The sequence below is a fragment of the Arenibacter echinorum genome (assembly GCF_003259375.1).
Classification (GTDB): domain Bacteria; phylum Bacteroidota; class Bacteroidia; order Flavobacteriales; family Flavobacteriaceae; genus Arenibacter; species Arenibacter echinorum.
On the sequence record NZ_QLLN01000001.1, the window covers coordinates 260984 to 279081 of the forward strand.

The 18098-nt window shown below is 39.0% G+C and carries 18 protein-coding genes; 7 read left to right on the top strand and 11 right to left on the bottom strand.

Going from position 1 to position 18098, the window contains the following annotated elements; genetic code table 11:
* Position 1 precedes the first annotated feature (1 nt).
* Positions 2-1081: a DNA replication/repair protein RecF gene (gene recF, locus LV92_RS01110; protein WP_111622312.1), complete on the bottom strand. Its 1080-nt coding sequence runs from the start codon at positions 1079-1081 to the stop codon at positions 2-4.
* A gap of 124 nt (positions 1082-1205) precedes the next feature.
* On the opposite strand from recF, the gene LV92_RS01115 reads away from it, so the two are divergent.
* The 7 genes from LV92_RS01115 (at position 1206) to LV92_RS01145 (ending at position 7387) form a co-directional block, all read left to right on the top strand.
* Positions 1206-1970 (top strand): tetratricopeptide repeat protein, encoded by a 765-nt coding sequence (locus LV92_RS01115; protein ID WP_111621839.1) that lies wholly within the window; start codon positions 1206-1208, stop codon positions 1968-1970.
* Position 1971: 1 nt separating this feature from the next.
* The gene (ribH, locus tag LV92_RS01120; RefSeq protein ID WP_111621840.1) at positions 1972-2451 is read left to right on the top strand and encodes a 6,7-dimethyl-8-ribityllumazine synthase; all 480 of its coding nucleotides are present in this window, start codon (positions 1972-1974) and stop codon (positions 2449-2451) included.
* A gap of 135 nt (positions 2452-2586) precedes the next feature.
* The gene (locus tag LV92_RS01125) at positions 2587-2877 is read left to right on the top strand and encodes a riboflavin synthase subunit beta (RefSeq protein ID WP_111621841.1); all 291 of its coding nucleotides are present in this window, start codon (positions 2587-2589) and stop codon (positions 2875-2877) included.
* Complete coding sequence (gene mutL, locus LV92_RS01130; protein ID WP_111621842.1) at positions 2877-4730, top strand: DNA mismatch repair endonuclease MutL; 1854 nt, start codon at positions 2877-2879, stop codon at positions 4728-4730. The genes LV92_RS01125 and mutL overlap by 1 nt, the downstream gene beginning before the upstream one ends.
* Positions 4731-5477: a rhomboid family intramembrane serine protease gene (locus LV92_RS01135; RefSeq protein ID WP_111621843.1), complete on the top strand. Its 747-nt coding sequence runs from the start codon at positions 4731-4733 to the stop codon at positions 5475-5477.
* Positions 5477-6349, top strand: coding sequence for a rhomboid family intramembrane serine protease (locus tag LV92_RS01140; RefSeq protein ID WP_111621844.1), 873 nt, complete (start codon positions 5477-5479; stop codon positions 6347-6349). Before LV92_RS01135 ends, LV92_RS01140 begins: the two co-directional genes overlap by 1 nt.
* Before the next feature lie 3 nt (positions 6350-6352).
* Complete coding sequence (locus tag LV92_RS01145; protein ID WP_111621845.1) at positions 6353-7387, top strand: endonuclease/exonuclease/phosphatase family protein; 1035 nt, start codon at positions 6353-6355, stop codon at positions 7385-7387.
* A gap of 327 nt (positions 7388-7714) precedes the next feature.
* Here the strand turns inward: LV92_RS01145 and LV92_RS01150 are convergent, their stop codons facing one another.
* The 10 genes from LV92_RS01150 to LV92_RS01195 form a co-directional block, all read right to left on the bottom strand.
* Complete coding sequence (locus LV92_RS01150) at positions 7715-8023, bottom strand: DUF6122 family protein (RefSeq protein WP_111621846.1); 309 nt, start codon at positions 8021-8023, stop codon at positions 7715-7717.
* Positions 8016-8648, bottom strand: a complete 633-nt coding sequence (locus LV92_RS01155; RefSeq protein ID WP_111621847.1) for a WbqC family protein — start codon at positions 8646-8648, stop codon at positions 8016-8018. Before LV92_RS01155 ends, LV92_RS01150 begins: the two co-directional genes overlap by 8 nt.
* A gap of 296 nt (positions 8649-8944) precedes the next feature.
* Entirely contained in the window at positions 8945-10678 is a 1734-nt protein-coding gene (lepB, locus tag LV92_RS01160; RefSeq protein WP_111621848.1) for a signal peptidase I, read from the bottom strand.
* Between the two features lie 84 nt (positions 10679-10762).
* Positions 10763-11464 carry a 4-hydroxy-tetrahydrodipicolinate reductase gene (gene dapB, locus LV92_RS01165; protein WP_111621849.1) on the bottom strand — a complete coding sequence of 234 codons (702 nt, stop codon included), beginning with the start codon at positions 11462-11464 and terminating at the stop codon, positions 10763-10765.
* Positions 11465-11467: 3 nt separating this feature from the next.
* A complete protein-coding gene (locus LV92_RS01170) occupies positions 11468-12115 on the bottom strand; it encodes a DUF5683 domain-containing protein (protein WP_111621850.1) in 648 nt (215 codons plus the stop codon).
* Positions 12108-13034, bottom strand: coding sequence for a ParB/RepB/Spo0J family partition protein (locus LV92_RS01175; RefSeq protein ID WP_111621851.1), 927 nt, complete (start codon positions 13032-13034; stop codon positions 12108-12110). Before LV92_RS01175 ends, LV92_RS01170 begins: the two co-directional genes overlap by 8 nt.
* Positions 13034-13807: a ParA family protein gene (locus LV92_RS01180; protein ID WP_111621852.1), complete on the bottom strand. Its 774-nt coding sequence runs from the start codon at positions 13805-13807 to the stop codon at positions 13034-13036. The genes LV92_RS01175 and LV92_RS01180 overlap by 1 nt, the downstream gene beginning before the upstream one ends.
* A gap of 331 nt (positions 13808-14138) precedes the next feature.
* Positions 14139-16313, bottom strand: coding sequence for a methylmalonyl-CoA mutase (scpA, locus tag LV92_RS01185; protein ID WP_111621853.1), 2175 nt, complete (start codon positions 16311-16313; stop codon positions 14139-14141).
* A 76-nt stretch (positions 16314-16389) separates the two neighbouring features.
* Positions 16390-17772 (bottom strand): methylmalonyl-CoA mutase subunit beta, encoded by a 1383-nt coding sequence (locus LV92_RS01190; protein ID WP_111621854.1) that lies wholly within the window; start codon positions 17770-17772, stop codon positions 16390-16392.
* Positions 17765-18097 carry an FtsB family cell division protein gene (locus tag LV92_RS01195; protein ID WP_111621855.1) on the bottom strand — a complete coding sequence of 111 codons (333 nt, stop codon included), beginning with the start codon at positions 18095-18097 and terminating at the stop codon, positions 17765-17767. Before LV92_RS01195 ends, LV92_RS01190 begins: the two co-directional genes overlap by 8 nt.
* Position 18098: the final 1 nt, after the last annotated feature.

Here is an 18098-nt window from a genome sequence, read left to right on the forward strand (position 1 = left end):
ACTATAATTTAAATATTTTATATGATTGATGTATTTTTTTTACAACTTCCTCTGTTCTATCGGCATGGGTATCACTAAGGAATATTTGTCCAAAATTTTCTTCATCTACCAAATTAATAATATGGGCCACCCGGTTTTCGTCCAATTTGTCAAAAATATCATCTAAAAGTAACAAGGGCGTAGTTCCGGCCTGTTTTTTTATAAAGTAAAATTGAGCCAGTTTTAAGGCTATCAAGAACGATTTCTGCTGCCCTTGGCTACCAAATTTTTTTATAGGGTGACCGTCTATCTCAAAGTTTAGGTCATCTTTATGTGTGCCAACACTTGTGTATTGAAGGGCTTTATCCTTTTCCAGACTCCGCTCCAATAAAGTTAAGAGATCGTTGTCCAATAACTTACTGTCATATGTTAAATTTACGGGCTCTTTTCCACCCGAAATAGCAAGATACTGTTCCTTGAATATAGGTATGAACTCTTCCAGGAATTTGGCCCTTTTCGAAAAAATTGTACTTCCGTATTCCTGAAGCTGTTCATTATAGATGGCCAAAGTGGTTTTGTCAAAAGTCTGGTTAACGGCAAAATACTTTAGAAGGGAATTTCTCTGGCTTAGGGTCTTGTTGTACTTGATCAGATTTTGAAGGTATTCCTTGTCGGACTGGGAAATTACGCCATCCATAAACTTTCTTCTGGTTTCACTGCCTTCAATGATTAGATCGCGGTCTGCGGGCGAAATAATGACCAAGGGCAGAAAGCCTATATGGTCGGAGAATTTATCGTAAGCCTTGCCATTGCGTTTGATAATTTTCTTCATCCCCTTTTTTAGACTGCAGAGAATCCTTTCTTCCCTGTCATTTTTTTGAAATTCCCCATCGATCACGAAAAAGTCCTCCTCGTGTTTTATATTTTGGGTGGCAACTGGATTAAAGTAACTTTTTCCAAAGGAAAGGTGGTAAATGGCGTCCAAAACGTTGGTTTTACCTACTCCATTATCGCCTACGAAACAATTTATTTTAGCATCGAATTCGAAGTTTTCGGACGCAAAGTTTTTATAATTAATTAGTGATAATTTCTTTAGAAACATTCTGGCTTGTAAAATATTTAATTTTAATCCTCCCGGAAACTGTAAAATATCCAAAAATAACGAATAAATACCCGTTCGGTTTTGGATAAAAACTTTATTTTTGCGCGATTAATAAAATTCAAAAATGGCAACATACAAGAAAAGAGGTTTTAAACCAAAAAATAAAGAGGAGGAGAATTTGTTGGATGAGCAGGAAAGTACAACTGCAGAAGTATTTAGTTCCTTGGATGAAGGAGCTTCCAGATCCGAGGAATGGGTTTCCAGAAATCAAAATTATATTCTTGCCGTAATTGGGGTTATTGCCGTGGCCGTTTTGGGATATATGGCCTATTTTCAATTTGTGGAGAAGCCAAAGGAAGCAAGTGCTGCCAATGAAATGTTATATCCACAACAATATTTTGATCAAGCATTGTCGGCTACTGCCGAAAAGGATTCCCTATTTACCCTGGCCTTGAACGGGGCAGAAGGTAAGTATGGATTTTTGGATATTATTGAAGAGTACAATGGTACTCCTGCCGCCAATTTGGCCAAATATTCTGCCGGCATGGCATTTTTGAATATGCAGAAGTACGATGAGGCCATTAAGTATTTGGAAGGATTTTCCTCAGATGATTTTATCTTGGGAGCCTTGGCCAAAGGGGGATTGGGAGATGCTTTCTTGCAATTGAACCAACCTGGTGATGCTTTGGGGTACTACGAACAAGCTTTTGCCCATAGTGCCAACGATTTTACAACACCAAAATTCTTATTTAAAGCTGGTGTTACTGCATTGGAGTTAAAGGAAAATGATAAGGCCCTTAAATATTTTCAAAGAATAAAGGATGAATATCCAAGTTCGGAAGAGGCTAGGACTATAGATGCATTTATAGGTAAGGCAAATAACAACTAGTATGGCTACGGCTAATAAAAATTTATCGGCTTACGATAAAACAACAATCCCAAGCGCGAAGGATCTTCGGTTTGGGATTGTTGTTTCAGAGTGGAATGAAGCAATTACCGAAGGACTTTACGATGGGGCCATGGAGGCACTTTTGGATTGCGGTGCCAATGCAGAAAATATTATTAGATGGAACGTTCCAGGGAGTTTTGAGCTTACTTTTGGTGCCAAGAAAATGATAGAATCCAAGAAGGTGGACGCTGTTATTGCCATTGGAAGTGTAATTCAGGGGGAGACCAAGCATTTCGATTTTGTTTGTAGCGCTACCGCTCAGGGGATAATGGATTTAAACGTAAGGACGCAAGTACCTGTTATTTTTTGTGTGTTAACGGACAACAATATGCAGCAGGCCATAGACCGTAGTGGGGGTAAACACGGTAATAAGGGCGCCGAAGCGGCTATAGCAGCCATAAAGATGGCAAACCTAGGTTAGTTTCTGAAAATTTTTCTTTTTTAAGCTTGTTGGTTTTGAGAAAAATAAGCTTCTTTCCTCTAATTGTTAACATTTTTTGGCAAGGGATTTAAGGCATATTTTTTGTTTTTGAGTAACTTTGAAACAATAAGGATTATGGGAAAGTTTTCAAAATTACGTAAAAACAAAAAGTACAATTATACACCTCGATACTTCGATGATAAAGGTGAGGGAAATCCGTACAAAATAGAACATAAACTGGACAAATTTAGACCTACTATGGACGGTCGTAGCGGGCTTAAAGGTAAGTTCGGTAGGGCTGTGGACGATTTAAAACGATCCGGTAACCGAAATCAAAATATTAGAACCCTTATAATAATTGCCATCCTGATTCTTATCTTTCTTTACATCATAGATTTTGATCTATCTATCTTTACAACTCGATAATGGCAGATATTATTAAGCTTTTGCCAGACCATGTTGCCAATCAGATTGCTGCAGGGGAAGTAGTTCAACGTCCAGCCTCGGTAGTGAAGGAGCTTATGGAAAACGCTATTGATGCAGGGGCTTCTACCATAAAATTAGTGGTGAAGGACGGCGGAAAGACACTTATTCAGGTAATTGATGATGGTGTAGGAATGAGCGTTACCGATGCCCGACTAAGTTTTGAGCGGCACGCAACCTCCAAGATTCAGAAAGCGGAAGATCTTTTTCAGTTGAATACCAAGGGTTTCAGAGGAGAGGCCTTGGCCTCCATTGCCGCTATTGCCCACGTGGAAATGCAAACAAGGACGGATGAAGATGAGGTGGCAACGCATATAAAAATTGAGGGTAGTAAGATTATCTCACAAGAAGTAACCGTGGCTCCTAAGGGAACTTCCATGATGGTGAAGAATTTGTTTTTTAATATTCCTGCCAGACGCAATTTCCTTAAATCCAACAATGTGGAGCTGCGTCATATTATGGATGAATTCCACAGAGTGGCCCTGGCCCATTCAACTATCAATTTTCACTTTTATAATAACGGTAGTGAATTGTTCAACCTGCCCACTTCCAACAGTAGACAGCGTATTGTGAATGTTTTTGGAGCCAAGACCAATGAAAAGTTGGTTCCGGTAAATGAGGATACACAGGTAGTTCAAATAAGTGGATATATAAGTAAGCCGGAATTTGCGAAAAAGAGTAGGGGAGAGCAGTTCTTTTTTGTAAACAATAGGTTTATAAAAAGCCCATACCTGCATCATGCTATTTTGGGTGCTTTTGATGGACTTATAAAAAAGGAAAACCATCCTGGTTATTTCTTGTATTTAACTGTTGATCCTGGTTCTATCGATATCAATATCCATCCTACCAAAACGGAAATTAAGTTTGATGATGAGCATACCCTTTATGCTATCTTAAGATCTACCGTGAAACATAGTTTGGGGCAATTCAACGTAATCCCGTCCCTGGATTTTGAGCAGGATCAAAATTTGGAAACTCCATATAACTATAAGGATAAATCTGCGGAATTACCGAGAATTAACGTTGATTCCAGTTTTAATCCTTTCAAGGAAGGCCCAGGAGCCGGAACGGCACAGAGGCCGAGCTTTCATAAACAGAATACAAAAAGTTGGGATAGTTTATATGTTGGAATGGAATCCAATATAGGTAAGAATTCAGGATTTAGTAGTGTAAGTTTCGAATCCGATACTATTACAGGTTCTATTTTTGAGAATAAAAAAGAGACCATAGACACGGGTACGACCACTTTTCAATTAAGGAGAAAATACATTGTGACAACCATAAAATCTGGTATGGTGGTCATAGACCAGAGTAGGGCGCATCAAAGGGTACTCTACGAAAAGTTTTTGAAAAACATAACCATCAAGGAGGCCGTTAGCCAACAACTGTTATTTCCCTTATCTTTGACGTTTTCCACATCTGATTGCGCTATTATCGAGGAAATTCAGGATAGCTTAACCACGGTAGGATTTGTTTTTGAAAGTATTAGCGGGGAAGAGGTAACGGTCACGGGGGTACCCTTGTCCGTCCCGGAGAGTGAGGTAGGTATTATTCTAGATCAATTGATATCGGACTATCAACAGGATTTTGTGGTTGATGGCTTTTCGCAGACCGATATACTAGCAAAAACCTTGGCCAAATCCTTATCGGTAAAAACAGGAGAGATATTGGACAGCGATTCCCAGTTGGCCCTGGTAAACGATTTGTTTGCCTGTAAGGAATATGGGGTAAGTCCTTTTAATAAGCCAATATACGTCACCATTACCGAGGACGATATTGATAAAAAATTTATATAAATGGGTAGGATTACGGACGCAGTAAAGCATTTGATAATTGTTAATGTGCTGTTTTTTGTGGCGACACAATTATACGGCGATCAAATGTACCAATGGTTTTCCCTTTGGTTTCCGAAAAATGAAAATTTTGAATTTTGGCAGGTTATATCCCATATGTTCATGCATGGTGGATTTATGCATATATTGTTCAATATGTACGCCTTATGGGCTTTTGGTTCGCCACTGGAGCGCATGTGGGGAAGAAATAAATTTTTCTTCTTTTATTTCTCAGCTGGAATTGGGGCCGCCTTGATTCATACAGGCGTAAATTACTATTATTTTAATCAAGGAATGGATGCATTGATAGGTGCCGGCATTCCCAAGGAACAGATAATGGAAATTATTACTGGAGGCAAATACAGTCCTAGTTGGTACGATGTGGCCTCCAAGAGTACCATAGATAATTTTTTGGGTGCTTTTAATACCCCTGCGGTAGGAGCCTCTGGTGCCATATACGGTGTTTTGGTGGCCTTTGGCATGTCTTACCCCAACAGCGAACTTTTTTTAATGTTTATTCCAGTGCCCGTAAAGGCCAAATATTTTATCCCTGTATTAATTGGGCTTGATCTGTTTTCAGGGGTAACTGGGTATTCGATTTTTGGAAATGGAATAGCTCATTTTGCCCATGTTGGGGGTGCATTGTTCGGGTTCATTATGATGTGGTATTGGAAAAAAAATCAGTTTAACAACAATCGCTGGGACAGATAATGGGCAATCAGAACATTAGATATTATTACAACAGGTTAAATATTGCAGAAAGGCTTATAGTCATTAATGTAGCGGTATTTATTCTAAGTGGATTGCTAAAGATATTGTTTGGTTTTTCAGGGGATAGCATTACTGGATGGTTTGAACTTCCAAAAGACTTTTTTCATTTTCTTACCCAGCCATGGTCCATAGTTACCTATTCTTTTTTCCATTCCGGCTTGGGCCATATTTTCTGGAACATGTTGATGCTGTATTTTGCAGGCAGAATTTTTTTGAACCTCTTTGATAACCGCAGGTTTCTCAATGTGTATTTTTTAGGGGTAATTCTTGGTGGGATGATATTCTTGTTGAGTTATAATATATTCCCAGCGCTATTAGGTATAAATACCTCCTTGATCGGTGCCTCTGCCGGTGTTACCGCTGTACTAATATTTGTGTGTTCCTATTTGCCCAATCAGGAGGTGAGGGTTATTTTTTTTAATGTAAAGCTGTGGCATATTGGGGTCTTTGTAGTGCTGCTGGATCTTATTCAAATTTCAATTGGAGGTAATGTAGGAGGTCGTTTGGCTCATTTGGGCGGTGCTGCATTGGGTTATTTTTATGCACGCCAGCTTATTAACGGCAACGATATTGGCAGCGGCTTTGCGAAGCTTTTGGATAGCATTGCCAATTTATTTAAGCGTAAAGAGAGAAAAGCACCCTTAAAAACGGTTTATCGCAAAGAGAACCGTGGAGGTGCCAGTACGGACCATTATGACAAAGAAAGTCGGCAACGTAAAATAGATGCTATTTTGGATAAGATTAGCAAGTCTGGTTACGAAAGTCTTTCCAAAGCTGAAAAGGATTTTTTATTTAAAGCAGGAAAAGAATAAATCGTGAAGAACCTTAATTTTATTGATAAATTCTTGTTCTTCATAAATGCAATTTTTGCCATTCTGTTGTTTATTTCCTGTTTTGTGCCACAAATTTCTGTGACGCATTTTGCTTATTTTTCTATTCTGAGCCTTACGGTCCCCGTATTGGTTCTTTTCAATTTAATTTTTTTGACTTACTGGTTGTCCAAAAGAAAGAAACAATTATGGTTATCTGCCTTTGTATTGGTGCTGGGATATATTTGTTTGGGAAACTTTTTCCGATTTAAATTGGCCGAGGAGGAGATCAAAGAAAGTGATTTAAGTATCATGAGTTATAATGTTAGGGGATTCAATAAGTACGATTTGCTTAATGACCCATCGGCTGAGGGGCGTATAATGGAATTTATTTCCTCGGAAGACCCTGATATATTATGTATTCAGGAGTTTCATCGGGTTAAGGATAGGAAGCTAAAAAAGATGTATCCCTTTAAATATATTACTGACTATAAATCTAGTGAAAGAAAATCCATCCAGGCTATTTATTCTAAATTCCTCATAATCAATAGCGGATCTTTGGATTTTCCTGATAGTGCAAATAATGCCATATTTGCCGATATCGTTGTGAAAAAGGACACCTTAAGGGTATATAACCTTCATTTGGAGTCGCATAGGATCTCACCCAGTGTAAGGCGATTATCAAATGAGCCCAAGGGGAGGTTGCTAAAAAGGTTAAGTAAATCCTTTGCGAAACAGGGAGAGCAGGCGCAATTGGTTGAGAAGAATATTGAAGCCACTCCCTATAAGAAAATTGTATGTGGGGACTTTAACAACACCCAGTTTTCCAATGTCTATAAGGTGATCAAGGGGGATATGAAAGATTCCTTTACAGAGCAGGGAACGGGTTATGGCAGGACCTTTAATTTTAGATATTATCCGGTTAGAATTGATTTTATTTTGGCCGATGAAGCTTTTGAAATTGCGGCCCATAAGAATTTTGACATAAAATTATCGGACCATTTCCCGGTCATGGCATCGATTAAAATTGACTCCAAATAGTTCTTCTCCCAGATAATTGGAATACCTAATTTTTCAATAATCGTTATCCCCGATTTTTATATAAATCACTTCTTCACGGGTTGGCTGAATTTATAGATTTTCAATCTTTCATTTTTTTTGTCGATTGGATTTAACTTTTTTAAAAGTCTATACAAAATAGCAATTACTTCCTTAACCTTATAAATGACTTTTACTGGGTTATTATATTAGGGAACTTCTATTATTATTAAGGTAAATTACGGGGGAAATGAGGCCACCAGCTATAATTGGATAAAATAGGAGGTAAGTGTATTTATGTTAATGGTAAATTCGTAGGCCGAAACGACTTTACATTAAATAGCAGTCTACGGTATCGGCCAAAATATGTATTAAAAAGGCAATTCCAAAGATCCTGGTTTTTGTAAAAAAAAGCATGAGGAAATAACCTGCAATGGCCCAATACATGTGTAAGGGGTGAAAGTTGATACTACATCGGTTTGGGTCAAAAATTGGATCGGCCAATAGGTGATCTAAATCCAAAAGAATTCCGGCCAAAAGTATCAAGATTATTTTTAGACGGTGTTTTTTAAAAAAAACCAGACCAATAATAATTGGAAGTATAAAATGAATGCCATAATGCAAACAAAACCTAAGCATTGGATAGATTTAGGTTCAGGTTTTTCAAATAGGTTAAAGCGTTGGTGCCTTCATTGAATAAAAGGTCCAGAATACTTAAATTAGGAATAAAGTCATTTCTGTCATCGAATACCTGCACATATTCCGGCTGTTGAAATTGAAGCTTTGTTTTGGAATTTATTAAAGTCCTCCCATCAATTTTGTCGGTAACATCAACCTGAAAGACTTTTGTCCTTTCCAAAGGCATTTTAATTTGCAAACATTCGCATATGGTTTCGATTGTCTTCAAGTTAAAATCCAATAAGGAGTGGAATGTATTGTGGTACAAGGGGGCAATATCATCTTCATAGAACTCAAAGAAGGGTGAGGTCCTATAAGCTGTTTCCAAGGTTCGCCAATGCTGTCTTTGCCAAGGATAATCATTGTCTATTTGTACATCACTGTACCTTTGCTTCCCTTTTTTGTTCCCTACGTGTTTTATAGGTATAGTGAGCATATGCATACCGAGATCCGTACCTATATAACACCTGTTGCGAAAAGTTTGTTTTTGAAAATTGTCCATTGCTTCCCAACAAATATCATTTTGAACAATAGCGGCAAAGTTGGCGATATTGGGAAAATAACCAGGATGTAGCAGCAGTTTCATGGTCTAATTTGAAAATATATCGATTCGAAAATGTATCAATTTATAAATTGATTTATTATTTAGTGTCAAGTTAACCGTGAAATGACTTCTCGACTCCGCTCGAAGTAACGATCGATTGTCTGGTCGAGCGGAATCGAGACCTGAATGCAATGACAAAACATCCCTAACCTAATACAAGTTAAAACGCTGCCTATGTCGGCAGATATGTAATTTTATGGCATAATTGTTTAGTTGGCCATTGGCAGTATTCGAAACCATAATTGTCCCATTGGTACATTAAATCATTGCTACATTAATTAATTACTGTCCACTTTCTTCTTTTTCCTAAAGAAATCAAATATGAACCAAGCGGCCAACAAGATCAGGAAATACTTAAAGTATGAGGTAGGCTCACCATCGCCGTTTACCGTAGTAAAGACCCTGTCCCATCTTACCTTCCAATTACTCATGCCATCGTTGATACCATCAATACTCATCCATATAAAAATTGGGGTCCCCACTATATGGTCTTCAGGTACATAACCCCAGAATCTACTGTCTTCCGATCTATGTCTGTTATCGCCCATCATCCAATAGTAATTCTGTTTAAATGTGTAGGAATTGGCAATTTCACCATTAATCATGATTTGATTTCCATTTATTTTAATATTGTTTCCTTCGTATTCGTTAATTATTTTTTTATAAATAGGAAGTACCTCTATATTGAGCGGCACCGTTTTTCCTTTTTCTGGAATATAAATTGGCCCTATATTGTCTACAGTACCTGTATGTGCCGCATCTTGGGGGAATACCGAAGTATCAGGATTTTTATATGAAAATTTTGTGATAGAGGTAATTCCATCCTTTCCAGTATAATTTTTGGCTTCTTGCTCTGTTAAATTAAAGAGTGCCATGTTCTTCATGTCTTCGGACTTTAAGTAGTCCTTTACCTTTTGGTTGCCCACATTGCCGGCGTAATAGGTGTAGGAAGAATCCGATTTTATCTGTTCCAGATTCATGGCCTGTATTACCTCTGTAGCCCGTTCCTGTTGGAGAGCGCTGTTGGGAACACGTATTACATTCCCCGATAGGTTTTCCCTGCCCAAAAGTTCTATAGCGGCATTGGAAAATTGTCCGTCTACGGTAACGGTATGAAGGAATTCTGGTTTTGCCCTATAGGGTAAAACCGTTTTTTCACCGTTGATATAAACATAGCCATCTTTAAGGGTCAATGAATCTCCCGGTACACCAACGCAACGTTTTACATAGTTGGATTTTTTGTCGATGGGTTTGCGTACTCCTTGCTGTCTTTTAAAGAATTGGTATACGGTATCCGCGGGCCAACTAAATACAACAATATCGTTTCGTTTTACCTTTTTAAAGCCGGGAAGTCTTAAATATGGTAATTGTAATTTATTCCAAATAGAAGTTTTGTAGGTAGCAGGGTCTACATCGGCAACATAGGATCTGGATTTTAGTATGGGCAGGGTATCGTGGACCATGGGTGCAGCTACAGTGGTCATTGGTATCCTTGCCCCATAATGAAATTTACTTACGAAGAGGAAATCACCTACCAGTAGGGTTTTTTCCAAGGAACTGGTAGGAATAACAAAAGGTTGAATTAAATAGGTGTGGACCAAAGTAGCGGCCACAATGGCAAATACAATGGAACTAACCCATTCTCCGAGGGCAGTTTTGGGATGGATGTCCCTGTTTTCAACATATTTTACATCTTCAAAATAGTTCACATAATAGATATACAGCCCAAGCGTCAATATAGCCAACCAGGTATCCAGTAAACTATTTTTTCCAAAACTTCTAAGTGTTTCGACCCAGACTACAGGAAACATCAATAAATTAATAATTGGTATAAAAAGCAATATTACCCACCATTTAGGCCTATTGATAATCTGCATCAGAATAATGGCATTATAAACAGGGATAGCCGCTTCCCAAGCTTTTCTTCCTGCTTTTACATATAATTTCCAGGTGCCTAAAAAATGTATCACCTGAATAATTAAAATAAAAATAATCCACTGTGTGCCGTTCATATTGGTAATTGTTATTTAATGCTTGATAATTTAAAAGAACCTATCAAGCATTAAGTCATTTTAAGTTGTACTTTGTTACGTTCTTTAACTAAGGTTTAACACGTCCTTCATTGTGAAAACCCCTGTTTTTCGAACGATCCACTCCGCAGCGATCACTGCTCCTAGGGCAAATCCTTCCCTGTTATGGGCGGTATGCTTAATTTCAATGCTATCCACTTCACTTTCATAAGATACGGTATGGGTCCCTGGAGTATCGGCGATACGTTTGGCCGTGATTGGAATTTCCCTGTCCCCTGCGCTGTCCAATTTCCAATTGGCGTAGTCGGTATTGTCAATAACACCTTCGGCCAAAGTAATGGCTGTTCCGCTGGGGGCATCCAATTTTTGGGTATGGTGTATTTCCTCCATGGCAACGCTATATTGATCCTGGGAAGCCATTAGTTTTGCCAAATAGGAGTTCAGCTCAAAAAAAAGATTGACACCCAAACTAAAGTTGGAGGCATAAATGAATGCTCCGTTATTTTTTTTACATAATTCAACTGCTTTTTGGTAATCCTGTAGCCAACCGGTTGTTCCGGAAATTATGGGAACATTGTGTTCCAGACAGTTCTTAATGTTTCCAAAAGCTGCGTTGGGCATACTAAAATCGATGGCAACATCGATATCGGAAAAATTTATATCCGTAGCGTCCAAATCAATTTTAGCTACAATAATATGGTTTCTTTTTATGGCGATTTTTTCAATCATTTTACCCATTTTACCATATCCGAACAAGGCAATATTCATAAATTAAAACTTAATGGTTAATGCCATACCATAAACTGGTTTGGCGGTAATAGCGTCCATGTCCAAATATGGTTTTAAATCCATACTAAGGTCATCATCCACGTTAAATTGCTTTAAATGGGAATCAACATTGGCATCGACAATATTTAGGGCGTACATCGCAATGGTGACAAGAAGCCATAAATCCCGATCTTCCTGATATCTTTCCTGTGCACTTTCCAAAGCGGCATCTGAAAAGTCAGGATCTGCCCCAGGGGCATTGGGTGTGCCAAGATCATAGAATTCATCATCGGTAAAACCAGCCTGTCGTCGCTTAAATGCGGTTCTAAAACGGTCATAGAGGTCGTCGTTATATATATAGCCATATATTCCACCACCAATAATGGCGTAAACTATGGGAGCTTTCCAATAACGTCTGTTGTATATTTGACCAAGTCCGGGAAACACAGCGGAATAAAAGGCGGCCTTGCTTGGGGCCAAAGGATTAATGGCCTTTTTTTTGACTTTAAGGGTGTCGACCACGGTAATCCCCTCTTTTTTAAGAGAGGCTGTAATAGAATCTGATGCCTGGGTATTGCTTTCTTCCTCTTGCGCTAGTCCAAAGGTGATAACAAGAAAATAAAGTGCCAGTGATACAAAATATTTACTCACCCGTAATCAATTTTTTTAACCGATTGAATTCTTCCTTGGAGTGAAAGGGGATGGTGATTTTTCCCTTACCTTTTTCTGAGGCTTTAATGTCTACTTTTACCGATAAATAATCTGAAAACGCACCAAGGTTTTTGTCAATGAAATCTGGGTTTATGGCAGATTTCTTTGGCTCTTTTCCAGATAGGGCCGCAACCGGGGCTACCTGGTTATTGCCTTCCTGATAATCCTTTACTGCTTTTTCCGTATCCCTTACCGATAGATTTTCGCCTACTATTTTTTCGTACAGGGCAATCTGGTCTTGCTTTTTTTCCACATTTACCAATGCCCTACCGTGGCCCATACTTACAAAACCATCACGTATACCGGTCTGTATAATTGGATCCAATCGCAATAATCGCAAATAGTTGGTAATCGTAGAGCGTTTTTTACCTACCCGTTCGCTCATTTTTTCCTGGGTCAATTGAATTTCATCGATCAACCTTTGGTAGGATAGTGCAATTTCAATGGGATCTAAATCCTGTCGTTGAATATTTTCAACCAAGGCCATTTCCAGGGATTCCTGGTCGTTTGCAATACGGATATAGGCTGGTATGGTCTCCAGTCCTATTAATTTGGATGCCCTGTACCTTCGTTCCCCTGAAACTAATTGATATTTATTAAAATCAATCTTTCTTACAGTTATTGGCTGAATTACCCCCAATTCCTTTATGGAAGAGGCCAATTCCTGTAGTGCTTCATCATTGAAATTGGAACGGGGCTGAAATGGATTCACATCTATAGAGTCCATATCCAATTCCACAATATTGCCCACAACCTTATCGGCATTCTTGTCGCCAGCCGACTGAATATCGTTTTCCGGGTCTTTTAATAGGGCCGATAATCCGCGGCCCAACGCTTGTTTTTTTATCGCTTTCGCCATTATACTGTCTCCTTGTTTTTCACAACTACTTCATTTGCCAAATTTAAATAATTGGCAGCTCCTTTACTACTGGCATCATATTTAATAATGCTTTCACCATAACTAGGGGCTTCGCTCAACCTTACATTTCTTTGAATGATGGTATCGAAAACCATTTCAGAAAAGTGCTTTTTTACCTCTTCCACTACTTGGTTGGAAAGCCTTAATCTGGAATCGTACATGGTAAGTACCATTCCTTCTATATCCAAATCGGGATTGTGTATTTTTTGAACACTCTTAATAGTATTTAATAATTTGCCTAATCCTTCCAATGCAAAATATTCACATTGTATAGGAATCATCACAGAATCGGCCGCTGTAAGGGCGTTCAATGTTAAAAGACCAAGGGAAGGCGCACAATCTATAAGAATATAGTCGTATTTGTCCTTAAGATGGCGAATGGCTTTTTTCATCATATATTCCCTATCGTCTTTGTCCACCAATTCAATTTCGATGGCTACAAGATCAATATGTGCCGGGATAAGATCTACATTTGGGGAGGAGGTCTTAATGATGGTTTCTTCGGCGGTTTTGGTATGTTCCAATAGTTGGTAGGTTCCCAATTCAATACTATCTACATCCAAACCTAGTCCGGAAGTTGCATTAGCTTGGGGGTCAGCGTCTATTAGTAATACTTTTTTTTCCAATACACCCAAAGAGGCGGCTAAATTTACCGAAGTAGTAGTTTTTCCTACACCACCTTTTTGATTAGCAATAGCAATTATTTTGCCCATTATCATAGTAAGTTAGGGGGTAAAAATACGATTATTTAAGTTGTTATAAAATGTATTTTGTTAACACTGGGTGAATAACTGTAGTCTTTGGCGTTAAAGTACGTTAAAGTTGTATGCGATTTGTTGTCAGGCTATTAGTGGTTTATTATTTTTTTGCGAATCACTTATACACAACTTATTAATGGAACCCAATTATTAAAAGCCTCGGTCACATTGTAGGAAAATTGTAGAACGAAGGCCCAAAAAGGAGGAGTCATTGGTTAAATATCCTAGCCTTTGAGCTTATTTTCTAATAATGATCCACAGTTTGCCTGACAATGAACTACGAATATTATGTACTTAGGATTTTTAATATTTCGATGGCCGTATCGCTTATTTTAGTGCCGGGACCAAATATTGCTGCGGCCCCTGCTTTATATAAAAAGTCATAATCCTGTTTGGGTATTACCCCACCCACAATTACCATAATATCTTCGCGTCCATAGGCTTTTAATTCCTGCAGTACCTGAGGCACCAAGGTCTTATGTCCGCCTGCCAAGGAAGAGATCCCCAAAACATGGACGTCGTTTTCCACGGCTTGTTTTGCGGCTTCGGCCGGGGTTTGGAACAAGGGGCCAATATCCACATCAAAACCCAGATCGGCATATCCTGTTGCCACAATTTTGGCACCACGGTCATGACCGTCCTGCCCCATTTTGGCAATCATTATTCTAGGCCTGCGACCTTCCTGCTCGGCAAAACTGTCGGCCATTTTCCTGGCTATGCCAAAGCTGTCATCTCCTTTTATCTCTTTTGAATACACTCCGGTAAATGAATTTATAATTGCCTTGTGCCTGCCAAAGGCATTTTCCAAGGCCGTACTGATCTCGCCCAGCGTAGCTCTTGCCCTGGCAGCCTTTATAGCTAAAGCTAAGAAATTTTCCTCTTGCAGAGCATTTAAATTGGCAGTTTTGGAGGAATTGGGCTTCATTCTTTCATTTGCAACTTTGGTAAGTGCCGAAAGTACTTGCTGCACTTCATGTTCATTCCTATTTGCCCTGACCCTTTCTAAACGTGCCAATTGCTGTTTTCTGACCTCGGCATTGTTCACCTCCAATATTTGAAGTTCATCTACTGTTTTGGAAGGGTATTTGTTTATACCAACAATGATATCCCTGCCACCATCTATACGGGCCTGTTTTTTAGCGGCGGCCTCCTCTATCCTCAATTTTGGAATTCCAGCGTCGATGGCCTTGGTCATTCCCCCCAATTCTTCCACCTCTTCTATAAGGGCCCATGCCTTTTGTGCAATTTCGTCAGTTAGTTTTTCTATATAATAACTGCCGGCCCAAGGGTCTACAGTTTTGGTGATTTCGGTCTCCTTTTGCAAATATAATTGAGTGTTTCTGGCAATACGCGCCGAAAAATCCGTTGGGAGGGCAATGGCCTCATCCAAAGCGTTGGTATGTAGGCTTTGTGTGCCGCCAAAAACTGCTGCAGCCGCCTCTATGGTCGTTCTGGTTATATTGTTGAAAGGATCTTGTTCAGTAAGGCTCCATCCGCTGGTTTGGCAATGGGTCCTTAAGGTGAGCGACTTTTCATTCTTGGGGTTAAATTGTTTTACCAATTTGGCCCAGAGCATTCTGGCGGCCCTCATTTTGGCAATTTCCATAAAATGATTCATCCCGATTCCCCAAAAGAAAGATAATCTTGGGGCAAAATCATCAATATTCAATCCTGCTTTCAAGCCGGTTCTAATATATTCCAATCCATCGGCCAAGGTATAGGCCAATTCAATATCGGCAGTGGCCCCGGCCTCGTGCATGTGATAACCGGATATACTTATACTATTGAATTGAGGCATGTATTTACTGGAATATTCAAAGATATCGGCAACGATCTGCATGGATGGGGCAGGAGGGTAGATGTAGGTGTTCCTTACCATAAATTCCTTAAGAATATCGTTCTGTATGGTTCCCGAAAGATCTTTTGGTAACACTCCCTGTTCCTCTGCTGCTACGATATAAAAGGCCATTATGGGCAACACGGCTCCGTTCATGGTCATGGAAACCGACATCTCATCCAATGGAATATCCTGAAACAAAATTTTCATATCCTCCACGGAATCAATGGCAACGCCGGCTTTACCAACATCTCCCACCACCCGCGGATGATCACTGTCATATCCCCTATGGGTTGGTAGATCAAAAGCTACGGATAGTCCTTTTTGACCTGCCTTTAGATTTCGTCTGTAAAATGCGTTGCTTTTCTCTGCGGTAGAGAATCCTGCATACTGCCTTATAGTCCAGGGCCTACTGACGTACATGGTGGAATAGGGGCCGCGGAGAAAAGGAGGTATGCCTGCTGCAAAATTTAAATGTTCCACACCCTCAATATCTTCCTTAGAATAGTTTTTTTTCAGTATTATTCCTTCCGCAGTCTCATATGGCAAAATGGAGTCTTGATCCAGAGTATTCTTTTCTGGAACTGACTTCAGTTGAATATGTTGAAGATTTTTTCTTGCCATGTTTTTGTTCGTCTTGTCCTAAACTATACTTATCTGTTGCAAATAAAATTGCCCTTTGAAAACAGTTGTAACTGCTTTATTCAGTTTTCAATCGCTCCTGTTCCCATTCTTCGGACAATCTTTTTTCAAAGATCGGTTCTATCAAGGTTTTGCGGGTATTGGTTTTTACAAAGGGGTATATTTCCAGATCATCTTTCATTTTATCCAATCTGGATGCATATTTATTGGTTCCTACCAGGATTTTATCGAGGCTATTAAAACTTTCCTGTTCCTTGGTGGCACTTTCCTTTATCTTTTTTTGAATGAGATGTTCCTTTAATTGCACAAGAAATCCACCACCTACTTCAATTTGCTTAAATAATTCCAATGCTTTGGATGAGAGTTGATGTGTTACGGACTCAATATAATAGGCCCCATCGGCCGCATTGTTCACCTTGTCAAAATAACTTTCATTTTTTAAGATCAACAGTTGATTCCTGGCCATACGCTCCCCAAACTCATTGTCCTTATGGTATATGGCATCATACGGCGTATTCAATATTGTATCTGCTTCCCCAAGAATGGCAGACATACATTCCGTTGTCGTTCGAAGCATATTGGTGTTATAATCGTACAAGGTTTTATTTCTCAGAGTGGGCGTAGCTATTATACGGCAATGCTCCAAAGCTCCATATTCCCTTGCAAGGGTCCCGAACAAAACCCGTAAGGCCCTCAACTTTGCTATTTCAAAGAAATAGTTGCTCCCAACGGAGACCTTAAAGGTTATTACAGCACTTTTTAGCTTGTCTTTGTGGTGGTCGTTTAAGTGATTTAGATATTCATTGGCGTGCGAAAGGGCATAGGCCAATTGCTGTACCATGTTGGCTCCTGCATTTCCATAGAGCGCCACATCCACACCCAAGGTTTGGTCGTGATTTAAATTTATAATTTCCCCTAACAGTTTGTGATCTTTATCGAGGTTGTATTGCCAGTTGCCATTCCTTGCCAAATGACCTATAATATCGACATTGGTGAAGACCTTTTGATGATGGTTTTTTGTAGCTGCCAGAATCGATTTTACAAAGTCGTAAGATAGAAATTGAAGATTAAAATGGATACATGTTTTGTCCAGGTCAATTTCATTTAGCAGTTCATGAATATTTAATTCTGTGGAAGGAATGGTAAAATAAATACATTCAGCGCCCCTGATTATAGCATCCGAGGCTTTTTTGTTGGCCATTTTAGCATTCCCAGCGTATATGCCCTGTGCTATGTTCCAGCCATTTTCTCTGTGTAATTCGGATATATCGAGCGCCTTTAGGTCTTCAGAGTTGTAGAAGGGTTTTACTTTAATGCCTTCGGGAGATTCCCAAACCAATTTATCGTTGTAATCCTCACCTTGCAACTCATACTGGATCTTTTGCTTCCAAGCTTTGGAAGAAATCTCCTGAAAATCGCTAAAGAGTTCGGATTTACTCATCTTCCTTGGTTTTTACACTATCCTCATATTCAATTAAATAAATTTCCTCATTTTTCTTTTTTAAATAATATTGTTCCCTAGCAAATTTTTCCAATTCCTCGGGGTCCGATAGCTTTTCTATAATTTTTTTATCTCTGTCTATCTCTTCATGAAGAAATTCTTTTTGTTTTTCCAGATTATTTATTTGTTTTTTAAGCTCCCAATGTATTAGAAGGGAGTTGGTATCGAAAAAAACCATCCAAACCACAAAAACGGTCAGTACCAATACATACATATTGGTAACCACCCCAAACCATTTCTTTTTTCTTATCCCTTTTAGTCCCATA